Raw genomic sequence first — 22,457 nt, 5'->3', positions numbered from 1 at the left:
GAGCGCTTCAAAATTGCACCTGGCCTTTCACGAAGAACTGGGTGTCATTCAGGGCACTGGGCTGAGTCGTGCGCCGCCCCCACTCCATGGACAAAGACACCGGGCCGAGCGCGGCTCTCAAGCCCACGCCATACGATCGGCTGAAACCATTGGCCGGCAACCCCACTTTTGGACGGGCTTTGCCGCCGGCAAAGAAAACATAGGGAGCCAGTGGCAGCTCCTGCCCGCCGATGGCCCATCCGACCGGACGCGCAAACTCCTGGCGCAGCGTCCAGCCGCTGTCGTTCGACAAGGCGCCGGCGGTGAACGTCGACAACGCATCCTCGCCTTCGAGGCTGAACAATTCGGCGCTGGGCAATACGTTGAATGCCTTCTGCGCACGCAGGATGGAGCGCGACTGCAGCCCCGCAGCCAGCGGCGCAGCGAATGCCGCGCCCAATTCCAGCTTGGTGAAAGCCGGCGTGGCACCGAAGCGCGACAAGGGCACGCCGGAAGCAACGGCGTCGGCTTCGGTGCGGGCGCCCAACGCGTCCAGTCCCCGCGACAAGGTGCCGCTCATGCGCAGGGCCGCGGGTCCCGTGGCGTAGCTCCAGTCGGCACTCGCGCGCAGCACGCGCAGCCGGTCTTCGTTGAGCAAGACACCGAAGTCCGGCGCGGAGTTGCGCTGGTTGGCCACCTCGAAGGCACCGGTGATGTTGAGTTCATTGCCACGCTGCATGACCAGCGGATAGCTCAAACGCAGCGTGGCGCGCTCGAACTCGCTGCGCGTGGGCGGCAAAAAGAACTGCGCAGGCGTGTTGGTGTCCGAGAGCGTGTACTCCGGGTTGAGCGCCAGGCCATTGACTCCCAGAGGAAGGATGACCCCGCCGCCCGCGACACGCCGCGGCGCGTTGCTGTGCAACAGGCGCGCGGGGTTCACCCCACCGGCGAAATAGCCATAGAACTGCTCGCCCCGGCCAAACGGCTGGTTCAGCCGCACCTGCAAGGCCGATTCCCAGGGACCGAGGGTGTCGGAAAGGCGGTTGTCGATGGACAGCGACCCCATCAGCGCACTGAAGCGGCCTTCGACCGCGAGCACCACGCCTCCCGGCTGCAGTCCGGCCGCCAGCGCGCTGCGCAGGCTCAATCCCGGCACACGGCCGGCAAGGGTCAGCGCACGCTCGAGCTCCTCATTGCGCAGCCGGCGCCGACCTTCGAGCGGCGCCAGCAGGGATTCGACAACGGCCCGCGACGCCTCCGGCACGGCCGACAGGTCCACTTTCTCGATGAAGCCATCAACCACCATCAGCTGCAGCGTGCCGCCATCGCGCAGCTGCTGCGGCGGCGCGGTCACTCGGATCAGCGCATAGTCGGCATCGCGGTACAACTGCTCGATGGCTTCGGCCAGCTGGTAGAAATCGGCGACGCTGAGCCGCCGGTCCAGCATGGGCGCGATCAGCGCGCGCGAAGCCGCCGAGAATTCTGGGAAACCATCGATGAGTTCGATATCGGCCAGGCGCACGAACAGATTCTCGGCACCCGCAGGCGCGGTCGCGGGCGCAGGGCGTGGCACTGCTGCCGGTGGCGCTGCGGACGGCGCGGGCCGCAAGTCCCGAGGCGTCACCTGAGGAGCATCCTGGGCCCATGCCCCGGGCATCAAGGCCAATACGGGCCACACCGCCGCCAGCCACGGTGCATTGCTGCGCAAGCTCTGCAGAAAGGAAGTCATGTCCGCCACAACCCACGCTTACTGCAGGTTACCTATTGAAACGATCTGAATCTTACTGATGAGGTTTGGATTTGAATAGTTTTGATCAATATCAAATGTTGTAAATCAAAACGTTTTAACTGTAAGGATTTACATCGTGGTAATCAGTGACATACCCTGGCGTTCGATCGAGGCCGCGATCAATGCAGGCAATAAAAAACCCTCTTGGATCGGGATCCAAGAGGGTTTTGATTGGTGGGCGATACATGGTTCGAACATGTGACCCCTGCCGTGTGAAGGCAGTGCTCTACCGCTGAGCTAATCGCCCGAGTATCCGGACGGAACCGAAACTCGAAAATGGTGGGTGATGCAGGGTTTGAACCTGCGACCCCTGCCGTGTGAAGGCAGTGCTCTACCGCTGAGCTAATCACCCGAGCATCCGGCCGGAACCAGACCTCGAAATTGGTGGGCGATACATGGATCGAACATGTGACCCCTGCCGTGTGAAGGCAGTGCTCTACCGCTGAGCTAATCGCCCTGTCGTTACTGCGACAAGACCTAAATTATGGCACAGCTTTTCGACCTATCCGGCCATGTGGCGCCAAATTGTTTTGTCGCCGCTGGCCTTGTCGATCTGCGCCAGCACGGCTTCGTGCTCCGCGCACTCCTGCTCGCTCGCCCGGATGACCGGCAGCACGATGCTGCGCAGGTCCAGCGCGACGATAGGCAGGCCCGAATCATCCTCTTGCGCGTCGTCGCTGATCAGCAGCGCGTCCTGGCCGCGCGTGAGATTGATGTAGACATCGGCCAGCAGTTCCGCGTCGAGCAGCGCGCCGTGCAGCGTGCGTCCCGAGTTGTCGACGCCCAGACGGTCGCACAGCGAATCGAGCGAATTGCGCTTGCCGGGGTAGCGCTCCTTGGCCATCGCCAGGGTGTCGATGACACCATCGACCCAGCTGCGCAGCGGCGGCTTGCCCGCGCGCTCGAGCTCCTTGTTCAGGAAGCCGACGTCGAACGGCGCGTTGTGGATGATGATCTCGGCGCCCTGCAGGTAGCCGAGGATCTGCTCGACCTGCTGCTCGAAGCGCGGCTTGTCCTTGAGGAACTCGGTGGTGATGCCGTGCACCCGCAGCGCGTCTTCATGGCTGTCGCGCCCGGCGTTGAAGTACATGTGCAGGTTGTTGCCGGTGAGCTTGCGGTTGAGCAGCTCCACACAGCCGAGTTCGATGATCCGGTCGCCGTTCTCGGCCGACAGGCCCGTGGTTTCGGTATCAAGGACGATCTGGCGCGACATCTCAGTGGTTTTCCTTGGCGTGGTTGATCGAGTACTTGGGGATTTCCACCGTCACGTCGTCCTGGGCCAGGATGGCCTGGCAACTCAGGCGCGACAGCGGCTCAAGACCCCAGGCGCGGTCGAGCAGGTCTTCTTCCTCTTCCTCGGCCTCGTTGAGCGAGTTGAAGCCGGCGCGCACGATCACATGGCAGGTGGTGCAGGCGCAGCTCATGTCGCAGGCGTGCTCGATGTTGATGCCATTGTCGAGCAGTGCCTCACAGATCGACGTGCCCGCGGGCGCTTGCAGTTCGGCGCCCTGCGGGCAGTATTCGGCGTGGGGCAGTATTTTGATGACAGGCATGGGTTCTTTTCTTCGAAATCAGGAAATGCTGTGGACGTTCTTGCCCGCCAGGGCCTGCACGATACCGCGGTTCATGCGCTGCGCTGCAAAGGCTTCGGTGCCCTTGGCCAGCGCCTGCGTGGCGGCCTCGACCACGGCCGGGTCGCTCGACTGCTGCTGTTCGCGCAAGGCCGCCATCAGGCCGTCGATGGCCTCGCGCTCGGGCGCCGTGAGCACGTCGCCATCGGCATCGAGCGCGCTTTGCGTGGCAATCAGCATGCGGTCGGCGTCGACACGCGCTTCGACCAGTGCACGCGCCTGCATGTCCTCGCTGGCCGTGGCGAAGCCTTCCTGCAGCATGCGCGCGATCTGATCGTCCGACAGACCATACGAGGGCTTGACGTCGATATGCGCCTCGACACCGCTGATCTGCTCCTTCGCGCCCACCGACAGCAGGCCGTCGGCATCGACGGTGAAGGTCACGCGGATGCGCGCCGCACCCGCCGCCATGGGCGGGATGCCGCGCAGCTCGAAGCGCGCCAGGCTGCGGCAGTCGGCCACCAGGTCGCGCTCGCCCTGCACCACATGGATCGCCAGCGCGGTCTGGCCGTCGACATAGGTCGTGAAATCCTGCGCACGCGCCGTGGGAATGGTTTCATTGCGCGCGACGATGCGCTCGACCAGGCCGCCCATGGTCTCCACGCCCAGCGACAATGGAATCACGTCCAGCAGCAGCAGGTCGCCCGACGCGCTGTTGCCCGCGAGCTGGTTGGCCTGGATGGCCGCGCCCAGCGCCACCACCTCATCGGGGTTCAGATTGGTCAGCGGCGTCTGGCCGAAGAAATCGCCCACGGCAGACTGCACCTGCGGCATGCGCGTCGAGCCGCCGACCATGACCACGCCCTGCACTTCATCCTTGGCAAGATCGGCATCGCGCAGCGCACGGCGCACGGCGGCCAGCGAACGCGCGGTCAGCGCCTGCGTCACCGCATCGAACTGGGCGCGCGTGACTTCGAGCTCCAGCACGCCAGAGGCCAGCTCGGCGCGGAAGACCGCACCAGGCGCATCCGTGAGCGCTTCCTTGCAGCGGCGTGCGGCCAGCCGCAGTGCGGCCTTGTCTTCGGCCGTCTGCGCCTGCGCGCCGCGCTGCTCCAGCACCCACTGCACCAGCGCGGCGTCGTAGTCGTCGCCGCCCAGCGCCGAGTCGCCGCCCGTGGCGATGACCTCAAACACGCCTTGCGTGAGGCGCAGGATGGAGATGTCGAACGTGCCGCCGCCGAGGTCGTAGACCGCATAGACGCCTTCGCTGGCATTGTCCAGCCCATAGGCAATGGCCGCCGCAGTCGGCTCGTTGATCAGGCGCAGCAGGTGGATACCGGCGAGTTGGGCCGCATCCTTGGTCGCCTGGCGCTGGGCATCGTCGAAGTACGCGGGCACGGTGATGACCGCGCCATAGAGATCGTCGTCGAAGCTGTCTTCGGCGCGAAAGCGCAGCGTGGCGAGAATCTCGGCGCTGATCTCGACGGGCGTCTTCACGCCGGCGCGCGTCTGCAAGGACACCATGCCGCCCTGCCCGGCTTCGCGCACGAATTCGTAAGGCAGATTCTGCGCGTCGGCCACATCGGCCAGGCCGCGGCCCATGAAACGCTTGACCGAGACAATGGTGTTCTGCGGATCGGTGCTTTGCGCCGCCACGGCCGCGTCGCCGATCAGGCGCTTGCCCTGCTCGGCATAGCTCACGATCGACGGCAGCAGTACCCGGCCCTGCGCATCGGGCAGGCACTCGGCGACGCCGTTGCGCACCGCGGCCACCAGTGAATGGGTCGTGCCCAGGTCAATGCCCACCGCAATGCGCCGCTGGTGCGGATCGGGGGATTGGCCGGGTTCTGAAATCTGCAAAAGCGCCATGGGAACTCTCGAAAAATGGGATGCAGGCGCCTGCCTCTGCAGTTCGCGCCTTCCAGGGAAACAGCGGATGCGTCAATGCCGCCCGCAGTGATGCCTATTGTTGCAGTTGCTCTCGGCGCGACTCGATGTCGCGCGCAAAACGTGCAACAAACATAAGGGCTCTCACCTGCTGGGCCGCGCCCGCCGGGTCATCGGCTTCGTCGAGCAGGCGCGCGCATTCGGCCAGCAGCCCGCGGCGCGCCGCGCCGACCTCGTCATCCAATGCATCGACATCGGCTTCGGTCTGCGCTTCTTCAAGCGCCTCGCGCCACTCCATCTGCTGCATCAGGAACGCCGCCGGCATGGCCGTGTTGTCCTCGGCGCGCAGCGGCGCGCCGCGCAGCTCGCACAGATAGGCCGCGCGCTTGAGCGGATCCTTGAGGCGCTGGTAGGCCTCGTTGATGCGCACCGACCACTGCATTGCCACGCGCTGCGCGGCTGCGCCCTGCGCCGCAAACCGGTCAGGGTGGGCTTCGCGCTGGAGCTCCTTCCAGCGGCTGTCGATCAGCGCACGGTCTTGCGCGAACCGCGCGGGCAAGGCAAAGAGTTCGAAGTCGTCGGATTGAAGATTCATATCAAGAAAAAACCGCCAGCACGGCAAGTGGTGGCGGTCGTTCGGTACGGGAAAAAAGTCGCCGGCGCCCAGCGCCCTCAGACGCGGAAGCTTTCTCCACAACCACAGCGGTCACGCTCGTTGGGGTTGTTGAACTTGAAGCCTTCGTTCAGGCCTTCGCGCACGAAGTCCAGCTCGGTGCCATCGATATAGGCCAGGCTCTTGGGATCGATGATGACCTTGACGCCGTGGTTCTCGAACACGATGTCCTCGGGCGCCTGGTCATCGACATACTCGAGCTTGTAGGCCAGGCCCGAGCAACCAGTGGTCTTGACACCCAGACGCACGCCGAGCCCCTTGCCCCTTCGGGACAGGTAGCGGCTCACATGCCGGGCCGCGGCCTCGGTGAGCGAGATGGCCATCTCAGGCAGCCGCCACCGCAGCGTGCTTGGCGCGGTAATCGTTCACTGCGGCCTTGATCGCGTCTTCCGCGAGGATGGAGCAGTGCACCTTGACGGGAGGCAGTGCCAGTTCTTCGGCAATCTCGCTGTTCTTCAGCGCCGCCGCCTGGTCGAGCGTCTTGCCCTTGACCCATTCGGTGACCAGCGACGACGACGCGATGGCCGAGCCGCAGCCATAGGTCTTGAAACGCGCGTCTTCGATCACGCCGGTTTCGGGATTCACCTTGATCTGCAGCTTCATCACGTCGCCGCAGGCGGGCGCGCCCACCATGCCGGTGCCGACCGAACCGTCACCCTTGTCGAACGAACCCACATTGCGGGGGTTTTCATAGTGGTCTACCACTTTTTCGGAATAAGCCATGATGTCTACCTCTTCAAATCTTCAATCGTGGAACGGGTCGTGCCGGCGGTGCCGTTCAGTGGGCCGCCCACTGGATGCTGCTGATGTCGACGCCGTCTTGGTACATCTCCCACAGCGGGCTGAGTTCGCGCAGCTTCTCGACGTTGGTGCGGATGGTGCCGATCGCGTAGTCGATTTCTTCCTCGGTCGTGAAACGGCCGATGGTCATGCGCAGGCTGCTGTGCGCCAACTCGTCGCTGCGGCCCAGGGCGCGCAGCACATAGCTGGGTTCCAGGCTCGCCGACGTGCAGGCCGAACCCGACGACACCGCCAGGCCCTTGATGCCCATGATCAGCGACTCGCCTTCGACATAGTTGAAGCTGATGTTCAGGTAATGCGGCACGCGCTGCGTCATGTCGCCGTTGACGAACACCTGTTCGATATCCTTGAGGCCGTCGAGCAGGCGGGCCTGCAGGCGGCGCGCCTTGGCGATGTCCTGGTCCATCTCGAGCTTGGCGATGCGGTAGGCCTCGCCCATGCCGACGATCTGGTGCGTCGCCAGCGTGCCCGAGCGCATGCCGCGCTCATGGCCGCCGCCGTGCATTTGCGCTTCGAGGCGCACGCGCGGCTTGCGGCGCACATACAGCGCGCCGATGCCCTTGGGGCCGTAGGTCTTGTGCGCCGTGAGGCTCATCAGGTCGACGGGCAGCGTGGCCATGTCGATCGGCAGCTTGCCCGTGGCCTGGGCCGCGTCGACGTGGAAAATGATGCCCTTCTCACGGCACAGCGCGCCGATGCGGGGAATGTCCTGCACCACGCCGATCTCGTTGTTGACCAGCATGACGCTGGCCAGAATGGTGTCGGGGCGGATCGCGGCCTTGAAGACCTCGAGGTCCAGCAAGCCGTTTTCCTGCACGTCCAGATAGCTGACTTCAAAGCCCTGGCGCTCGAGTTCGCGCATGGTGTCGAGCACCGCCTTGTGCTCGGTCTTCACCGTGATCAGGTGCTTGCCCTTGCCCTGGTAGAAATGGGCCGCGCCCTTGATCGCCAGGTTGTCGGATTCGGTTGCGCCGCTGGTCCAGACGATTTCACGCGGATCGGCATTGATCAGCGCGGCCACATGGCCACGCGCACGCTCCACGGCTTCCTCGGCTTCCCAACCCCAGGCATGGCTGCGCGATGCCGCATTGCCGAAGTGCTCGCGCAACCACGGAATCATGGCATCGACCACGCGCGGGTCCACCGGCGTGGTAGCGCCGTAGTCGAGATAAATGGGGAAGTGCGGGGTCATGTCCATGGCTGGCTCAATGCAATGTCTGGCTGGCAAAAAACGAAATTTTTCTACACCTCTTTCAGTGCCCCGCCCCCTGGCGCCGGCACCGATCCAGGGCGCGGATTACGACTTGGCGAATACGTTGCCCAGGGCGAACACCGAGTTCGGCGCGTTCACGCGGATCGGCTTGACCACCGGCGCGGTCGAAATCGCACGGCGCACCACGGGCTTGTCTTCGATCTGCACGCCCTTGGCGATCTGTTCGTCGACCAGCTTTTGCAGCGTCACCGAATCCAGGAACTCGACCATGCGCTGGTTCAGGGCGGCCCACAGTTCGTGGGTCATGCAGCGGCCGGCCTCACCCAGACAGTTTTCCTTGCCGCCGCACTGGGTCGCATCGATGGGTTCGTCCACCGAGACAATGATGTCGGCGACGGTGATGTCGGCCGCCTTGCGCGCCAGGGTGTAGCCGCCGCCCGGGCCACGGGTCGATTCGACCAGTTCGTGGCGGCGCAGCTTGCCGAACAGCTGTTCGAGGTACGACAGCGAAATCTGTTGGCGCTGGCTGATGGCAGCCAGCGTGACGGGGCCGTTGTTCTGGCGCAGTGCCAGATCGATCATGGCAGTGACCGCAAAGCGGCCTTTGGTTGTGAGACGCATCGCGAGCTCCTTTGTCAGGCTTGTTCGTTACAGAAATACCCAGTCAGGTTCTTGACCTGTGTGGGCACCGTCTCCGCCCATACTCCGCCCTGCTTAAAGGTCGAGAGCCCTTCTTTCATCGAAGTCTGTTGTTATTGGATGTAGACCCTAGTGTACCACAATCCCCATCAAATTTGTCGGGTACCCCGGACAAACCGCCGGGACCCGCTCACACTACTGGCGACTCGCGGCCGGACGCGCCGAAAAGCCGGGCCTTGAGTTGCGCCAATTGGTCGCGCAGACGCGCTGCCTGCTCGAATTCCAGGTTGCGCGCATGCTCGAGCATCTGCTTCTCGAGCCGCTTGATTTCCTTGGCGACATCCTTCTCGGACAACTCCTCCACGCGCACCCGCTGCGCATCGGCGCGCTGCAGGCGCTCCGCCTCCTTGCCGCTCTTTTCGCTGTAAACCCCGTCAATCAGGTCTTTTACCTGCTTGACAATGGCCTGCGGCACGATGCCGTTGTCTAGGTTGAACTGCGCCTGCTTGGCACGCCGTCGCTCGGTCTCGTCGATGGCCTTGCGCATCGAATCCGTGATCTTGTCGGCGTACAGGATGGCCTTGCCGTTGAGGTTGCGTGCCGCGCGGCCGATGGTCTGGATCAGGCTGCGCTCGGCACGCAGGAAACCTTCCTTGTCGGCATCGAGAATCGCCACCAGCGAGACCTCGGGGATGTCCAGGCCTTCGCGCAGCAGGTTGATGCCGACCAGCACGTCGAACAGTCCCAGCCGCAGATCGCGGATGATTTCCATGCGCTCCACGGTGTCCACATCCGAGTGCAGATAGCGCACCTTGACGCCGTTGTCCGTGAGGTAGTCGGTCAACTGCTCGGCCATGCGCTTGGTGAGCGTCGTGATCAGCACGCGCTCGTCCTTCTCGGTGCGCAGCCGGATTTCCTGCAGCACATCGTCGACCTGGTGCGTCGCGGGCCGGACCTCGATCTCGGGATCGATCAGCCCCGTGGGCCGCACCACCTGTTCGACCACTTGGCTGGCATGGGTTTTCTCGTAGTCGGCGGGCGTGGCCGACACGAACACGATCTGGCGCATGCGCTGCTCGAACTCATCGAATTTGAGCGGCCGGTTGTCGAGCGCCGAAGGCAGGCGAAAGCCATACTCGACCAGCGTGGTCTTGCGCGCGCGGTCGCCGTTGTACATCGCGTTGAGCTGGCCGATCATCTGGTGGCTCTCGTCGAGGAACATCAACGCGTCCTTGGGCAGGTAGTCCGTCAGCGTGCTCGGCGGCGCGCCCGGCGCCGCGCCCGACAGATGACGGGTGTAGTTCTCGATGCCCTTGCAGTGGCCGATCTCGCTGAGCATCTCCAGATCGAAGCGCGTGCGCTGCTCGAGCCGCTGGGCTTCGACCAGCTTGCCTTGCGACACCAGTTGATCCAGGCGCTCGGCGAGCTCGATCTTGATGGTATCGACGGCCGTGAGCACCTTGTCGCGCGGCGTGACGTAGTGGCTGCTGGGATAGACCGTGAAGCGCGGGATCTTCTGTTTGATGCGGCCCGTGAGCGGGTCGAACAGCTGCAGGGTCTCGATCTCGTCGTCGAACAGCTCGATGCGCAGCGCCAGCTCCGAGTGCTCGGCTGGAAACACATCGATGGTGTCGCCGCGCACGCGGAACTTGCCGCGGCTGAAGTCCTGGTCGTTGCGCTGATACTGCATGCGGATCAGCTGCGCGATCACGTCGCGCTGGCCGAGGCGGTCGCCCGCGCGCAGCGTCATGATCATGCGGTGGTAGCTCTCGGGCTCGCCAATGCCGTAGATCGCCGACACCGTGGCGACGATCACCACGTCGCGGCGCTCCATCAGGCTCTTGGTGCACGACAGCCGCATCTGCTCGATATGCTCGTTGATCGCGCTGTCCTTCTCGATGAACAGGTCGCGCTGCGGCACATAGGCCTCGGGCTGGTAGTAGTCATAATAGCTGACGAAATACTCCACCGCATTCTTCGGGAAGAACTCGCGGAACTCGCTGTAGAGCTGCGCCGCCAGCGTCTTGTTGGGCGCGAACACGATGGCCGGCCGGCCCATCTGGGCGATGACGTTGGCCATGGTGTAGGTCTTGCCCGAGCCCGTGACGCCCAGCAGCGTCTGGAACACCTCGCCGTCGCGCAGGCCCTCGACCAGCTGCGCAATCGCCTGCGGCTGGTCGCCCGCGGGTGGATACGGCTGGTAGAGCTCGAAAGGCGAGCCTTCGTAGGTGACAAATTGGCCGGTCAATGGCAGATCAGTGGCTTGTTGCATATCGTGGTGATACTGGCCTGCCGCGCAGGCCGCTAAAATTCGCGGGCTAACCCAAAAGACTAACCGAGCAGCTTGGGGCTGGCAGCACTATTTTCATCCTCCGAGGATTTTTTCCATGTCTTTGTTTACCGCCGTCGAAATGGCCCCCCGCGACCCCATTCTGGGTCTGAACGAGCAATTCGCCTCTGACACCAACCCCAACAAGGTCAACCTGGGCGTGGGCGTGTACTTCGATGACAACGGCAAGCTGCCCCTGCTGCAATGCGTGCAGACCGCTGAAAAGGCCTTGATGGCCCAGCCCACGGCCCGCGGCTACCTGCCGATCGACGGCATCGCCGCCTACGACAACGCGGTCAAGGCCCTGGTCTTCGGCGCTGACAGCGAACCCGTTACTTCGGGGCGCGTGGCCACGATTCAAGCCATCGGCGGCACGGGCGGCCTCAAAGTCGGCGCCGACTTCCTGAAGAAGGTCAGCCCCGATGCCAAGGTGCTGATTTCCGACCCGAGCTGGGAAAACCACCGCGCGATCTTCCAGAACGCCGGCTTCCAGGTGGACTCGTATGCCTACTACGACGCCGCCAAGCGTGGCGTGAACTTCGAAGGCATGCTGGCCAGCCTGAACGCGGCCGCCGCCGGCACCATCGTCGTGCTGCACGCCTGCTGCCACAACCCCACCGGCTATGACCTCACGGCCGAGCAATGGGACCAGGTGATCGCCGTGGTCAAGGCCAAGAACCTCACCGCCTTCCTGGACATGGCCTACCAGGGCTTTGGCGAAGGCATTGCCGAAGACGGCGCCGTGATCGGCAAGTTCGTCGCCGCCGGCCTGGACATCCTCGTGTCGACCTCGTTTTCCAAGAGCTTCAGCCTCTACGGCGAGCGCGTGGGCGCGCTGTCGGTGGTGGCCAAGGACGCCGAAGAAGCCAAGCGCGTGCTGAGCCAGCTCAAGATCGCCATCCGCACCAACTACTCCAACCCGCCGATCCATGGCGGCGCCGTCGTGACGGCCGTGCTCACGAACCCCGAACTGCGCGCGCTGTGGGAAAAGGAACTGGGCGAGATGCGCGTGCGCATCAAGGCCATGCGCCAGAAGCTGGTCGACGGCCTCAAGGCCGCAGGCGTGCAGCAAGACATGTCCTTCATCACCACCCAGGTCGGTATGTTCAGCTACTCGGGCCTGTCCAAGGACCAGATGGTGCGCCTGCGCAGCGAATTCGGCGTCTACGGCACCGACACCGGCCGCATGTGCGTGGCCGCGCTCAACAGCAAGAACATCGACTACGTCTGCCAGGCCATCGCCAAGGTAATTTAAGACACCCCCTGAGCCGCTTTGCGGCGGGGCCGCCCCGGCTTCCCCCTCTCATCCTTCGGTGGAGGGGGACGGCAGCCTCGCTGCGGGGCGGCCCTTGCTCGCTGCCCCCTTGCTGGGCCGCGCCAGTTTCGCAGGACAGGAAACTAGCTGAAAAGCTGCTGATGTCCCTCCCGAGATTCCACAAAAAAACCGCCCTCGGGCGGTTTTTTCATGACCGGCGGACCGAAAAATCTGCCGGAATCATGCGGTCAATCTGCCTGGGCTCCAGACTCGCGCACGACCTTGCCCCACTTGACGCTTTCCTTCTGGATGAAGGCAGCGAATTCGGCCGGGGTCTCGCTGTAGGCTTCGGCGCCCTGGTCGTTGATCTTCTTCTTGGTCTCGGGCTGGGCCAGCACCTTGACCAGCGCGGCGTTGAGCTTGGCGACGATGGGCGCGGGCGTCGCGGCCGGGGCCAGCATGCCGAACCACGACGTGGCTTCATAGCCGGGCACGCCGGCTTCGGCAATGGTCGGCACGTTGGGCAGCTCGGGCGAGCGCTTGGCCGTGGTCACGGCCAGCGGCACCAGCTTGCCCGAGCGCACATGCTGGATGGCGGACGGCATGTTGTCGAACATGATGCCGATCTGGTTGCCCAGCAGGTCGGTCACGGCGGGCGCGCTGCCCTTGTAGGGCACATGCACCATCTCGACCTTGGCCATCGAGTTGAACAGTTCGCCCGACAGGTGGATGGAGCTGCCGCTGCCCGACGAACCGTAGTTCACCTTGCCCGGATTGGCCTTGGCGTAGGCAATCAGCTCCTTGACGGTCTTGTAGGGCTGGTTGGGGTTGGCAACCAGCAGGTTGGGCACGTTGGCCACGCGCGTCAGCGGTGCGAAGTCCTTGACCGGGTCAAAGGACATCTTCTTGTAGAGCGAGGCGTTGATCGCATGCGTGCCCACGGTGCCCATGAACAGCGTGTAGCCGTCGGCCGGGGCCTTGGAGGCCAGCAGGCCGCCGATGTTGCCGCCCGCGCCGGGACGGTTGTCGACCACGACCGACTGGCCCAGCTCGGCCGTGAGGCCCTGCGCAACGATGCGCGCCAGGATGTCGGTGGTACCGCCGGCCGAGAACGGCACGATGATGGTGATCAGCTTGCTGGGGTACGGTGCCTGCGCCAGCGCGGCCGTAGGCAGTGCGGCAGCGCCCAGCGCCAGGCTGGCAAGGGTCGCGAGGGCCGCGCGGCGGCCGGTGAACTTGGCGGTTGTCTTCATCATTATGGTCTCTGTCTCTTTAGTGGTTTGAACCTGCGGCCTTGTGGGCCACAGGTAGTTGGAGGCCCGGGGGCCAATAGCAAGGGGTGCTAGACGCCGGCCACGCCCACGGTCATGCCGCCGCAGACATAGATCACCTGTCCGGTGACGAAGCCGCTGCGCTCGTCCAGCAGATAGGTCGCGGTATGCGCCACATCGTCGGGCGTGCCCACGCGCTTGACCGGCACCGACTCGATGATGGCGCGCGTGCGCGGCGCATCGGGCGGATTGGCGCGGTCGAACAGCTCGGTGCGGATGGGACCGGGGCCGATCGCATTGGCGGTGATGCCGTGGCGGCCGAGCTCCAGCGCCCACACGCGCGTCATGCCGATCAATCCGGCCTTGGTTGCCGAATAGGCGGTGCGCAGCTCCTTGCCCAGCGCAGCGCGCGAGGACATGTTGACGATGCGTCCGAAGCCCGCTTCCTTCATGCCCGGCAGCAGCGCCTGCATGCACTGGAAGGCGCAGCGCAGGTTCAGCGAGATCGCCAGGTCGAATTCGGCCAGGGTCTGGCTCTCGGCATCGGCAGGAACGACCACGCCGACGTTGTTCACGAGGCGCGTGATCGGGCCGCCGGCCAGGGCTTCGCGCAACGCGCGTTCGGTGTCCGCCGCGTCGGACAGGTCGGCACGGATGCCGTCGCCCACGCGGTCGATCACCACGGGCTCGTAGCCTTCGGCACGGCAGCGCTCGGCAATCGCCGCGCCGATGCCGCTGGCGCCGCCGGTGATCAGCACGCGCTGAAGGTTCTGGGATGCATTACTCATGGAAACTCCGGAAAAAACCGCCAGATCAGACGCGCTCGAGGATCACGGCAATGCCCTGGCCCACGCCGATGCACATCGTGCACAGCGCATAGCGGCCGCCAGTGGCGTGCAGGCGGTTGACGGCCGTCGTGGCGAGACGCGCGCCGCTCGCACCCAGCGGGTGGCCCAGCGCAATGGCGCCGCCCCAGGCGTTGACGCGGGCATCGTCATCCTTGAGGCCCAGCGCGCGCAGCACGGCCAGGCCTTGCGCCGCAAAGGCTTCGTTGAGTTCGATCACGTCGATCTGGTCGAGCGTCAGGCCGGTCTGCGCCAGCACCTTGAGCGTGGCGGGCGTCGGGCCGAAACCCATGATGCGCGGCGCGACACCGGCCGTGGCCATGCCGACCACGCGGGCGCGCGGCGTCAGGCCGTACTTGGCGGCGTTCGCTTCGTCGGCGAGCAGCAGCGCGCAGGCGCCGTCGTTCACGCCCGAGGCATTGCCGGCCGTGACGGTGCCATCGGGGCGCACCACGCCCTTGAGCTTGGCCAGCGCTTCGAGCGTCGTCGCCCGCGGATGCTCGTCCTGGCTCACGATGATCGGATCACCCTTTTTCTGGGCAATCGACACCGGCACGATCTCGCGCGCCAGATGGCCTGCGGCAATCGCCGCCGCGGCGTTGATCTGGCTGGCCAGCGCCATGCGGTCCTGGGCTTCGCGCTCGATCTTGAAGTCGTCGGCGACGTTCTCGGCGGTTTCGGGCATGGAATCGACGCCGTACTGGGCCTTCATCAGCTTGTTGACGAAGCGCCAGCCGATGGTGGTGTCATAGACCGCATTGCTGCGGCTGAACGCGCTCTCGGCCTTGGGCATGACGAAGGGTGCGCGGCTCATGCTTTCCACGCCGCCCGCGATCATCAGCCCGGTTTCTCCCGACTTGATGGCGCGCGCGGCGCTGCCCACGGCATCGAGGCCCGAGCCGCACAGGCGGTTGATGGTCGCGCCCGGCACTTCCAGCGGCAGGCCGGCCAGCAGTCCGGCCATGCGCGCCACGTTGCGGTTGTCCTCACCGGCCTGGTTGGCGCAGCCGTAGAGCACGTCGCTCACGGCGGCCCAGTCAACGCCCGGGTTGCGCTCCATCAGCGCCTTGATCGGCAGCGCGCCCAGATCGTCGGCACGCACGCTCGACAGTGCGCCGCCGTAGCGGCCAAAGGGGGTGCGGATGGCATCGCAGATAAAGGCCTGGTTCATGTTTGTCTCCTGAATGGTCTGATGACGAAAAGTGTGCCCCCGCGCAGCTGGCGCGAGGGCCGGTTCAATCGGTGGTCAAGCCTGGATCGGCAAGCCCACGAGCTGTTCGAGTTCGGCGTGGGTGAGGCCAGGCACGAGATCGACCAGCTTGAGGCCTTCGGGCGTGCACTCCAGCGTCGCCAGGTCGGTATAGATGCGCTTGACGCAGCCGATGCCGGTCAGCGGGTAGCTGCACTGCTGGACGATCTTGCTCTCGCCCTTCTTGGTCAGCAGGTCCATCATCAGCCAGGTCTGCTTGGCGCCGATCGCCAGGTCCATTGCGCCGCCCACGGCGGGAATCGCGCCGGGCTCGCCCGTGCTCCAGTTCGCCAGGTCGCCCGTGGCCGACACCTGGAACGCGCCCAGCACGCAGATGTCGAGGTGGCCGCCGCGCATCATCGCGAAGCTGTCGGCATGGTGGAAGTAGGCGCCGCCCGGCAGCAGCGTCACGGGCTGCTTGCCGGCATTGATCAGGTCGTAGTCCTCGCTGCCCGCCGCCGGCGCCGGACCCATGCCCAGGATGCCATTCTCGCTTTGCAGGATGACTTCGCGGCCCGCGGGGATGTGGTTGGCGACCAGTGTCGGCTGGCCGATGCCCAGGTTCACGTAGGCGCCGTCATGGATGTCCTCGGCCACGCGCTTGGCAAGCTCTTCCTTGCTGCGTTTCTGATAGCTGCTCATTGTTCTTTCCTCAAGCTGTCTTCTTGATGCCGCCGGCCTGCGTCGCGACGCGCTCGACACGCACGATCTGGCTCACGAAGATGCCGGGCGTGACGATGTTTTCGGGGTCCAGCTGGCCCAGCTCGACGATGTCGTGCACCGTGGCCACGGTGTGGCGCGCGGCCATGGCCATCACCGGGCCGAAGTTGCGCGCCGACATGCGGTAGTTGAGGTTGCCCCAGCGGTCGCCCTGCTCGGCCTTGATCAGCGCCACGTCGCCGTGGATCGGATACTCGAGCACATAGTGCTTGCCGTTGATCTCGCGCGTTTCCTTGCCCGCGGCCAGTTCCGTACCATAGGCCGTGGGGCAGAAGAAGGCGCCGATGCCCGCACCCGCGGCGCGCAGGCGTTCGGCCAGATTGCCCTGGGGCACGAGTTCGAGCTCGAGCTTGCCACTGCGGTAGAGGCCATCGAACACATGGCTGTCGACCTGGCGCGGGAAGCTGCAGATGATCTTGCGCACGCGGCCGGTCGCGAGCAGCGCGGCCAACCCCACATCGCCGTTGCCGGCATTGTTGTTCACCACGGTGAGGTCACGCGCGCCTTGCGCGATCAGCCCGTCGATCAGTTCGTTGGGGATGCCTGCCGTGCCGAAGCCACCGATCAGCACGGTGGCGCCATCCTTCACGCCGGACAGCGCCTGGGCCACCGAGTCGGCAATCTTGTTGATCATGAAATACGTCTCCTGGAGAATCACGAATGCGCGCAAATGTTCGCTTAGCGAACAAATGTTCGTATAATGAATTATAGAGAGGCACACCATGACCGTCCAGTCTTCCGACCAAGACCCCAAGCCCGGCGACAGCTATGTGCAATCCTTCGCGCGCGGCCTGGGTGTCATCCACTCGTTCAGCGCCGAGGCGCCGCAGCAGACGCTCAGCGAGGTCGCCGCGCGCACCGGCCTCACGCGCGCCGGCGCGCGCCGCATCCTGCTGACGCTGCAGACGCTGGGCTATGTGGAGAGCGATGGCCGGCAGTTCCGCCTCACGCCGCGCATCCTGGAACTGGGGTTTGCCTATCTGTCCTCCATGCCGCTGTGGAATCTTGCCGAGCCGGTCATGGAAGCGCTGGTCGACCAGGTGCACGAGTCCTGCTCGGCCGCGGTGCTCGACGGGCTCGATGTGGTCTATGTGATGCGCGTGCATACGCACAAGATCATGCGCAGCCACCTGGGCATCGGTTCGCGCCTGCCCGCGTGCTGGACCTCGATGGGGCGGGTGCTGCTGGGCAGCCTGTCCGACGACGAACTCGGGCAGCGCCTGCAGGGCCTGGCGGCCGAACCGTTCACACGCCATACGGTCGTCGACACCGACGGGCTGCTGCTGCGCGTGCGCGAAGCCCGGCGCCAGGGCTGGTGCCTGGTGAACCAGGAGCTCGAGGAAGGCCTGATCTCGCTGGCCGCGCCGCTGAAGAACCGTGCGGGCCAGACCGTCGCTGCGCTCAACATCAGCGGTCAGGCCAACCGCACCAGCGCCGAAGTGATGCAGGCGCAAATGCTGCCCGCCTTGCTGCAGGCCGCGCGCGCAATCTCGCAGCGCATGGGAGCGGCGCTGAACTGAGCCTGATGCGCGCTACCGCAAAAAATGTAACTACAACTGCGTAGGTGCAAGCCATTGCAAGGGCTTGTACTGAGGCTGGCCTCCGGGGAGTGTGCGTATAAAGACAGCAACCCGACACACTGGCAGGCGTTGCGCCATGACTATGCACATTCCCTCTTCCTGGTCTGCCATCCCCTTGCAGCCGCTGCGCGGCACGCGCATCCTGAGCCTGGCGCTCAATCTTCCTGGACCGGCGGCGCTGCTGCGCTGCGCAGCCATGGGAGCGCAGTGCACCAAGCTCGAGCCGCTGGCGCCGCAGGGCCACGCCAGCGCCGACCCAATGCACAGCTACTGTCCGCCCGCCTACGAACAGCTGCATGCGGGGATGCGTTGCCTGCAGGCCGACCTCAAGTCGGCCGATGGCCAGGAGCAGCTGCATGCCGAACTGGCACAGACCCAGGTGCTGCTGACGTCCTTCCGGCCCGGCGCGCTGCGCAAGCTGGGACTGGACTGGGAGACGCTGCAGGAACGCTATCCGCAGCTGTCCATGGTGCGCATCTTTGGCGCTACCGGCGCCAGTGCCGACACGCCCGGCCACGACCTCACCTACCAGGCCGAAGCCGGACTGCTGCCCACGGGCCAGATGCCCTCGTCCTTGCTGGCCGACATGACCGGCGCGCTGCTGGCAAGCGAAGCCGTGCTCCAGACGCAGATGCACCGGCTGCGCTGCGGCGCAGGGGCGCTGCTGGATGTGGGCCTGTTCGAAGCTGCGCAGTGGCTGGCCCAGCCGCTGCACTGGGGCATGTCGGCGCCGCAGGGGGTCGTGGGAGGCGCGCACGCGGGTTATCGCACCTACCCCTGCCGCGACGGCATGGTGGCGGTCGCCGCGCTCGAAACCCATTTCGCGGGCCGCCTCTGCGCAGCCGCCGGGCTGCCGGCGGTGGGCGATGTGGCCACCATGCAGCAGGCGGCGACCCACGAGGCCATCAGCAGCTTCCTCTTGGCGCACAGCATGGCCGAGTTGCAGGAGATCGCCGTGCAGCAGGACATCCCGCTGCATGTGATCCCCGCCGCAGCGCACTGAGGCGCTGCCTGCCGCTCAGCGGCCCGGGCGTTTGCCCGTTGCAGGCCGTTGGCTGCCAGCCACCGGGCGGCCGTTGCCTGGCCGTATCGCAGGCTTGGCGCCGGTGCCAGCGCGCGGCGGCAGGCCGGTGTGCTGGGTCAGCAGCTGGCCCTTGACCGGTTTGGCGACGTTGCGTGCGCCAGGTGCCACGGCCTGGGGACGGGCCACGGCCTTGTCCGGCGCGGTGCTGTTCTTGCGCCGCGCACTCTGATAGGTGCCGTCCGTCACCGGCTGGAAGGTCGGAATCAGATGCTGTTTGCCATTGCCGATCAGGTCGGCGCGGCCCATGGTCTTGAGCGCTTCGCGCAGCAGCGGCCAGTTGTTCGGGTCGTGGTAGCGCAGAAAGGCCTTGTGCAGCCGGCGGCGCTTCTCGCCGCGCACGATGTCGACCGATTCGTCCTCGCTGAGCACGCTGCGGCGCACGCGCTTGAGCGTGTTGCGGCCCGAGTGGTACATGGCCGTGGCAGTGGCCATCGGGCTGGGATAGAAGGTCTGCACCTGGTCGGCGCGGAAACCGTTCTTCTTCAGCCAGATCGCCAGGTTCATCATGTCTTCGTCGCTGGTGCCCGGGTGGGCCGCAATGAAGTAGGGAATCAGGAACTGCTTCTTGCCGGCCTCTTCGCTGAACTGTTCAAACATCTTCTTGAACTTGTCGTAGCTGCCGATGCCCGGCTTCATCATCTTCGTCAGCGGGCCCTGCTCGGTGTGCTCGGGCGCGATCTTCAGGTAGCCGCCCACATGGTGCTGCACCAGTTCCTTGACGTACTCGGGCGACTGTACCGCGAGGTCGTAGCGCAGCCCCGAGCCGATCAGGATCTTCTTGATGCCCTTGAGCGCACGGCCGCGGCGGTAGATCTTGATCAGCGGATCATGGTTGGTGGTCAGGTTCTGGCAGATGCCCGGATAGACGCAGCTGGGCTTGCGGCACGCGGCCTCGATCTCGGGCGAGCGGCAGCCCAGGCGGTACATGTTGGCCGTGGGGCCGCCGAGGTCGGAAATCGTGCCGGTGAAACCCGACACCTTGTCGCGGATGTCCTCGATCTCCTGGATGATCGAATCCTCGGAGCGGCTCTGGATGATGCGGCCCTCGTGTTCGGTGATCGAGCAGAAGGTGCAGCCGCCGAAGCAGCCGCGCATGATGTTGACCGAGAAACGGATCATTTCCCAGGCCGGGATCTTGGTCGCGCCGTCATGGCTGCCGTTCTCATCGGCATAGCGCGGATGCGGCGAGCGCGCATACGGCAGATCGAACACATAGTCCATCTCGGCCGTGGTCAGCGGAATCGGCGGCGGGTTGATCCAGACATCGCGCGCGGTCGTGCCTTCGCCATGCGTCTGCACCAGCGCGCGCGCATTGCCCGGGTTGGTCTCGAGGTGCAGCACGCGGTTGGCGTGGGCATAGAGGATGGGGTCGCTCTTGACCTGCTCGTAGCTCGGCAGGCGGATCACCGAACGCTCGCGCGGCGGCACCTTGAGCCGGGTGCGCAGCGCGGGGTTGGCCACGAACTGGATCGGCTGCACGGAATCGCCCTCTTCCACGCCGGCCACAAGCGGAGAGTCGTATTGGCGCCGCGCGGGCGTGTTGCGGCCCACGCCGCAGCTCGGACCCGCGACTTCGGGGATCGCGGCCGCAGCCGCTTCGCCGTCTTCCTTGCTGCAGCTCGCGCCCTGCGCCGCGGCCTGCTCGCTGGTGGTCTGGTAGGGGTTGATATGCGCGTCGACGCGGCCGGGTTCGTCCACGGTGGTCGAGTCGATCTCGAACCAGCCGTCTTCGGAAGCGCGGCGCACGAAGGCCGTGCCGCGCACATCGGTGATGCTCTCGACCGGCTCGCGTGCGGCCAGCCGGTGCGCGACTTCGACCAGCGCGCGCTCGGCGTTGCCGTAGAGCAGCAGGTCACACTTGGAGTCGACCACGACCGAGCGGCGTACCTTGTCGCTCCAGTAGTCGTAGTGCGCGATGCGGCGCAGGCTGCCTTCGATGCCGCCCAGCACCAGCGGCACGTCCTTGAAGGCCTCGCGGCAGCGCTGGCTGTAGACGATGGCCGCGCGATCGGGACGCTTGCCGGCCACATCGCCCGGTGTGTACGCGTCATCCGAGCGGATCTTGCGGTCCGCCGTGTAGCGGTTGATCATCGAATCCATGTTGCCCGCGGTCACGCCCCAGAACAGGTTCGGCTTGCCCAGAGCCTTGAACGCGTCGGCGCTTTGCCAGTCGGGTTGGGCAATGATGCCCACGCGAAAGCCTTGCGCTTCGAGCACGCGGCCGATGACCGCCATGCCAAAGCTCGGATGGTCGACATAGGCATCGCCCGTGACCAGCACCACATCGCAACTGTCCCAGCCGAGCTGCTCCATTTCCTGGCGCGTGGTCGGCAGGAATTTGGCCGTGCCAAAGCGCTTGGCCCAGTACGGACGGTAGCTGGTCAGCGGCTTGGCGGCACGTGCGAAAAAGGAAACGTCAACGGGGGCGTTCATGGCGATGGGCAATCGTGGGAAAGGAACCCGCCAGTGTACGTTTGCATGGGTAGCATTGCTGTGGCAGGGTCTTGCGGCAAGACGGCCTGAGCAACTGCATGGCGGGGAACGCGCCATGGGGGAATGGCCGGATGCCTCGAAACGGGGCCAGCCACGAAATGCAGCAGCTGGAATGTAAATCAAAGCCTGAAAACAGCACCGCCGGCGAGATGCCGGCGGGGGCCTGGTTTCACCACTCTCCCACGTCGCGTATGCGCTGATCGAGATCAGGAGCAGGCATCATTGCCGCCTGCATCTGTTGCCCCGCACTGGCGGCGTCGAACGACCAATCGCGTTCGAGCTGTTCAGGCAGAGGCGGCGGGCTGAAATGGTGGCGCCCGAAAGTGTGCGCGGCCAGGTCAAGGGTTGGGGGTGTGGTACTGGACATGGACGGTCACTCCTATGACCTCGATCCTATGCGTGCATGTCAAGCGTTTTCGTAGGACAAGCGCCAGCAACTTTGTAGCCGTAGAGCCTACCCAGCTGGGTTAAGCTGCGCAGCGCCATGCCCCAGACCCTTGCCGCCCCTGCCCACAGTGAATTGCTGATCAAGAAGAGCCGCTTCATCGGCTGTGTGCAGCCCATGGCCGACCGCGCCAGTGCCCAGCAGGTGGTCGAGCGACTGCGCCGTGAGCATCCCGGGGCGGCCCATGTCTGCTGGGCGCTGCTCGCGGGCGGGCAGTCGGCGGCTGTCGACGACGGCGAGCCCAGCGGCACGGCCGGCCGGCCCATGCTGGACGTGCTGCGCCATCAGGATCTCGAAGGCGTGCTGGCCACCGTGGTGCGCTATTTCGGTGGCGTCAAGCTGGGCGCGGGCGGGCTGGTGCGTGCCTATACCGATTGCGTGGCGCGGGCGCTGCTCGATGCGCCACGGATCGTGCTGCAGCGCATGGTCTGCCTGCGCTGCAGCGTGCCCTATGCGCTCGAGGGCCTGCTGCGCCGCGAGATCGCGGGCGCGCAAGCCGAGCTGATGGAGGTCGCGCACGGCAGCCTGGTGACGCTTCAGTGGCGCATGCCCGAGGCGGCCGGCGCCGCGTTCGTCGCCCATTTGAACGATATCGGCCAGGGCCGCATCGGCTGGCTTGATCCGGAGTAAGCCT

21 protein-coding genes and 3 tRNA genes are annotated in these 22,457 nt (G+C 65.4%); 4 read left to right on the top strand and 20 right to left on the bottom strand.

The window, feature by feature from the left end:
• Positions 1–7: 7 nt before the first annotated feature.
• The 13 genes from HUK68_RS08925 to uvrB form a co-directional block, all read right to left on the bottom strand.
• Entirely contained in the window at positions 8–1,552 is a 1,545-nt protein-coding gene (locus tag HUK68_RS08925; protein ID WP_175503875.1) for a ShlB/FhaC/HecB family hemolysin secretion/activation protein, read from the bottom strand.
• Positions 1,553–1,940: 388 nt separating this feature from the next.
• Positions 1,941–2,015, bottom strand: a tRNA-Val gene (locus HUK68_RS08920).
• Positions 2,016–2,045: 30 nt separating this feature from the next.
• A tRNA-Val gene (locus HUK68_RS08915) sits at positions 2,046–2,120 on the bottom strand.
• Positions 2,121–2,150: 30 nt separating this feature from the next.
• Positions 2,151–2,225: transfer RNA gene (locus HUK68_RS08910), tRNA-Val, on the bottom strand.
• A 45-nt stretch (positions 2,226–2,270) separates the two neighbouring features.
• Positions 2,271–2,981 (bottom strand): DNA polymerase III subunit epsilon, encoded by a 711-nt coding sequence (gene dnaQ / locus HUK68_RS08905; protein WP_175503874.1) that lies wholly within the window; start codon positions 2,979–2,981, stop codon positions 2,271–2,273.
• Between the two features lies 1 nt (position 2,982).
• Positions 2,983–3,321, bottom strand: a complete 339-nt coding sequence (gene fdx, locus HUK68_RS08900; protein ID WP_175503873.1) for an ISC system 2Fe-2S type ferredoxin — start codon at positions 3,319–3,321, stop codon at positions 2,983–2,985.
• Positions 3,322–3,339: 18 nt separating this feature from the next.
• Positions 3,340–5,208 (bottom strand): Fe-S protein assembly chaperone HscA, encoded by a 1,869-nt coding sequence (gene hscA / locus HUK68_RS08895; RefSeq protein ID WP_175503872.1) that lies wholly within the window; start codon positions 5,206–5,208, stop codon positions 3,340–3,342.
• Positions 5,209–5,302: 94 nt separating this feature from the next.
• Positions 5,303–5,821 (bottom strand): Fe-S protein assembly co-chaperone HscB, encoded by a 519-nt coding sequence (gene hscB / locus HUK68_RS08890; protein WP_175503871.1) that lies wholly within the window; start codon positions 5,819–5,821, stop codon positions 5,303–5,305.
• Positions 5,822–5,898: 77 nt separating this feature from the next.
• Positions 5,899–6,222 (bottom strand): iron-sulfur cluster assembly protein IscA, encoded by a 324-nt coding sequence (gene iscA, locus HUK68_RS08885; RefSeq protein ID WP_175503870.1) that lies wholly within the window; start codon positions 6,220–6,222, stop codon positions 5,899–5,901.
• Between the two features lies 1 nt (position 6,223).
• Positions 6,224–6,622 (bottom strand): Fe-S cluster assembly scaffold IscU, encoded by a 399-nt coding sequence (gene iscU, locus HUK68_RS08880; protein WP_175503869.1) that lies wholly within the window; start codon positions 6,620–6,622, stop codon positions 6,224–6,226.
• Positions 6,623–6,677: 55 nt separating this feature from the next.
• Complete coding sequence (locus HUK68_RS08875; protein ID WP_175503868.1) at positions 6,678–7,898, bottom strand: IscS subfamily cysteine desulfurase; 1,221 nt, start codon at positions 7,896–7,898, stop codon at positions 6,678–6,680.
• Positions 7,899–7,997: 99 nt separating this feature from the next.
• Positions 7,998–8,534 carry a Fe-S cluster assembly transcriptional regulator IscR gene (gene iscR / locus HUK68_RS08870; RefSeq protein ID WP_159913519.1) on the bottom strand — a complete coding sequence of 179 codons (537 nt, stop codon included), beginning with the start codon at positions 8,532–8,534 and terminating at the stop codon, positions 7,998–8,000.
• A 208-nt stretch (positions 8,535–8,742) separates the two neighbouring features.
• On the bottom strand, positions 8,743–10,824 hold the full coding sequence (uvrB, locus tag HUK68_RS08865; protein ID WP_175503867.1) for an excinuclease ABC subunit UvrB: 2,082 nt from the start codon (positions 10,822–10,824) through the stop codon (positions 8,743–8,745).
• Positions 10,825–10,939: 115 nt separating this feature from the next.
• Between uvrB and HUK68_RS08860 the strand changes: the two genes are divergently transcribed.
• Positions 10,940–12,136: an amino acid aminotransferase gene (locus tag HUK68_RS08860; RefSeq protein WP_175503866.1), complete on the top strand. Its 1,197-nt coding sequence runs from the start codon at positions 10,940–10,942 to the stop codon at positions 12,134–12,136.
• 248 nt (positions 12,137–12,384) lie between these two features.
• Here HUK68_RS08860 and HUK68_RS08855 read toward each other — a convergent pair whose 3' ends face one another.
• The 5 genes from HUK68_RS08855 to HUK68_RS08835 all read right to left on the bottom strand — a co-directional run bounded on the left by HUK68_RS08855 (position 12,385) and on the right by HUK68_RS08835 (position 16,855).
• Entirely contained in the window at positions 12,385–13,389 is a 1,005-nt protein-coding gene (locus HUK68_RS08855) for a tripartite tricarboxylate transporter substrate binding protein (protein WP_175505786.1), read from the bottom strand.
• An 89-nt stretch (positions 13,390–13,478) separates the two neighbouring features.
• The gene (locus HUK68_RS08850) at positions 13,479–14,195 is read right to left on the bottom strand and encodes an SDR family NAD(P)-dependent oxidoreductase (RefSeq protein ID WP_175503865.1); all 717 of its coding nucleotides are present in this window, start codon (positions 14,193–14,195) and stop codon (positions 13,479–13,481) included.
• Positions 14,196–14,220: 25 nt separating this feature from the next.
• Positions 14,221–15,423, bottom strand: a complete 1,203-nt coding sequence (gene pcaF / locus HUK68_RS08845) for a 3-oxoadipyl-CoA thiolase (protein ID WP_175503864.1) — start codon at positions 15,421–15,423, stop codon at positions 14,221–14,223.
• A 75-nt stretch (positions 15,424–15,498) separates the two neighbouring features.
• Complete coding sequence (locus HUK68_RS08840; protein WP_175503863.1) at positions 15,499–16,143, bottom strand: 3-oxoacid CoA-transferase subunit B; 645 nt, start codon at positions 16,141–16,143, stop codon at positions 15,499–15,501.
• 10 nt (positions 16,144–16,153) lie between these two features.
• Positions 16,154–16,855 carry a 3-oxoacid CoA-transferase subunit A gene (locus tag HUK68_RS08835; protein ID WP_175503862.1) on the bottom strand — a complete coding sequence of 234 codons (702 nt, stop codon included), beginning with the start codon at positions 16,853–16,855 and terminating at the stop codon, positions 16,154–16,156.
• 88 nt (positions 16,856–16,943) lie between these two features.
• Between HUK68_RS08835 and HUK68_RS08830 the strand changes: the two genes are divergently transcribed.
• On the top strand, positions 16,944–17,741 hold the full coding sequence (locus HUK68_RS08830; RefSeq protein WP_175503861.1) for an IclR family transcriptional regulator domain-containing protein: 798 nt from the start codon (positions 16,944–16,946) through the stop codon (positions 17,739–17,741).
• Between the two features lie 136 nt (positions 17,742–17,877).
• Positions 17,878–18,804 carry a CoA transferase gene (locus HUK68_RS08825; protein ID WP_244146293.1) on the top strand — a complete coding sequence of 309 codons (927 nt, stop codon included), beginning with the start codon at positions 17,878–17,880 and terminating at the stop codon, positions 18,802–18,804.
• 15 nt (positions 18,805–18,819) lie between these two features.
• On the opposite strand, the gene HUK68_RS08820 is transcribed toward HUK68_RS08825, so the two are convergent.
• Together HUK68_RS08820 and HUK68_RS08815 are read right to left on the bottom strand one after the other, a co-directional pair.
• Complete coding sequence (locus tag HUK68_RS08820) at positions 18,820–21,318, bottom strand: YgiQ family radical SAM protein (protein ID WP_175503860.1); 2,499 nt, start codon at positions 21,316–21,318, stop codon at positions 18,820–18,822.
• A 229-nt stretch (positions 21,319–21,547) separates the two neighbouring features.
• Entirely contained in the window at positions 21,548–21,745 is a 198-nt protein-coding gene (locus HUK68_RS08815) for a hypothetical protein (protein ID WP_175503859.1), read from the bottom strand.
• 117 nt (positions 21,746–21,862) lie between these two features.
• On the opposite strand from HUK68_RS08815, the gene HUK68_RS08810 reads away from it, so the two are divergent.
• Positions 21,863–22,453: an IMPACT family protein gene (locus HUK68_RS08810; protein WP_175503858.1), complete on the top strand. Its 591-nt coding sequence runs from the start codon at positions 21,863–21,865 to the stop codon at positions 22,451–22,453.
• Positions 22,454–22,457: the final 4 nt, after the last annotated feature.

The organism is Comamonas antarctica (genome assembly GCF_013363755.1).
GTDB classification, from domain to species: domain Bacteria; phylum Pseudomonadota; class Gammaproteobacteria; order Burkholderiales; family Burkholderiaceae_C; genus Comamonas; species Comamonas antarctica.
Note: the sequence above shows the minus strand (reverse complement) of the source record. Positions and strands in the feature narration are given on the sequence as shown.

Coding starts and splice junctions, on each gene's coding strand:
- HUK68_RS08815 (WP_175503859.1), bottom strand. CDS start 21,745: ATGTCCAGTACCACACCCCCAACCCTTGACCTGGCCGCGCACACTTTC.
- HUK68_RS08860 (WP_175503866.1), top strand. CDS start 10,940: ATGTCTTTGTTTACCGCCGTCGAAATGGCCCCCCGCGACCCCATTCTG.
- HUK68_RS08820 (WP_175503860.1), bottom strand. CDS start 21,318: ATGAACGCCCCCGTTGACGTTTCCTTTTTCGCACGTGCCGCCAAGCCG.
- HUK68_RS08875 (WP_175503868.1), bottom strand. CDS start 7,898: ATGGACATGACCCCGCACTTCCCCATTTATCTCGACTACGGCGCTACC.
- HUK68_RS08850 (WP_175503865.1), bottom strand. CDS start 14,195: ATGAGTAATGCATCCCAGAACCTTCAGCGCGTGCTGATCACCGGCGGC.
- HUK68_RS08835 (WP_175503862.1), bottom strand. CDS start 16,855: ATGATCAACAAGATTGCCGACTCGGTGGCCCAGGCGCTGTCCGGCGTG.
- hscA (WP_175503872.1), bottom strand. CDS start 5,208: ATGGCGCTTTTGCAGATTTCAGAACCCGGCCAATCCCCCGATCCGCAC.
- iscU (WP_175503869.1), bottom strand. CDS start 6,622: ATGGCTTATTCCGAAAAAGTGGTAGACCACTATGAAAACCCCCGCAAT.
- dnaQ (WP_175503874.1), bottom strand. CDS start 2,981: ATGTCGCGCCAGATCGTCCTTGATACCGAAACCACGGGCCTGTCGGCC.
- HUK68_RS08830 (WP_175503861.1), top strand. CDS start 16,944: ATGACCGTCCAGTCTTCCGACCAAGACCCCAAGCCCGGCGACAGCTAT.
- HUK68_RS08810 (WP_175503858.1), top strand. CDS start 21,863: ATGCCCCAGACCCTTGCCGCCCCTGCCCACAGTGAATTGCTGATCAAG.
- HUK68_RS08840 (WP_175503863.1), bottom strand. CDS start 16,143: ATGAGCAGCTATCAGAAACGCAGCAAGGAAGAGCTTGCCAAGCGCGTG.
- HUK68_RS08825 (WP_244146293.1), top strand. CDS start 17,878: ATGACTATGCACATTCCCTCTTCCTGGTCTGCCATCCCCTTGCAGCCG.
- iscA (WP_175503870.1), bottom strand. CDS start 6,222: ATGGCCATCTCGCTCACCGAGGCCGCGGCCCGGCATGTGAGCCGCTAC.
- fdx (WP_175503873.1), bottom strand. CDS start 3,321: ATGCCTGTCATCAAAATACTGCCCCACGCCGAATACTGCCCGCAGGGC.
- pcaF (WP_175503864.1), bottom strand. CDS start 15,423: ATGAACCAGGCCTTTATCTGCGATGCCATCCGCACCCCCTTTGGCCGC.
- iscR (WP_159913519.1), bottom strand. CDS start 8,534: ATGCGTCTCACAACCAAAGGCCGCTTTGCGGTCACTGCCATGATCGAT.
- HUK68_RS08855 (WP_175505786.1), bottom strand. CDS start 13,389: ATGAAGACAACCGCCAAGTTCACCGGCCGCCGCGCGGCCCTCGCGACC.
- uvrB (WP_175503867.1), bottom strand. CDS start 10,824: ATGCAACAAGCCACTGATCTGCCATTGACCGGCCAATTTGTCACCTAC.
- hscB (WP_175503871.1), bottom strand. CDS start 5,821: ATGAATCTTCAATCCGACGACTTCGAACTCTTTGCCTTGCCCGCGCGG.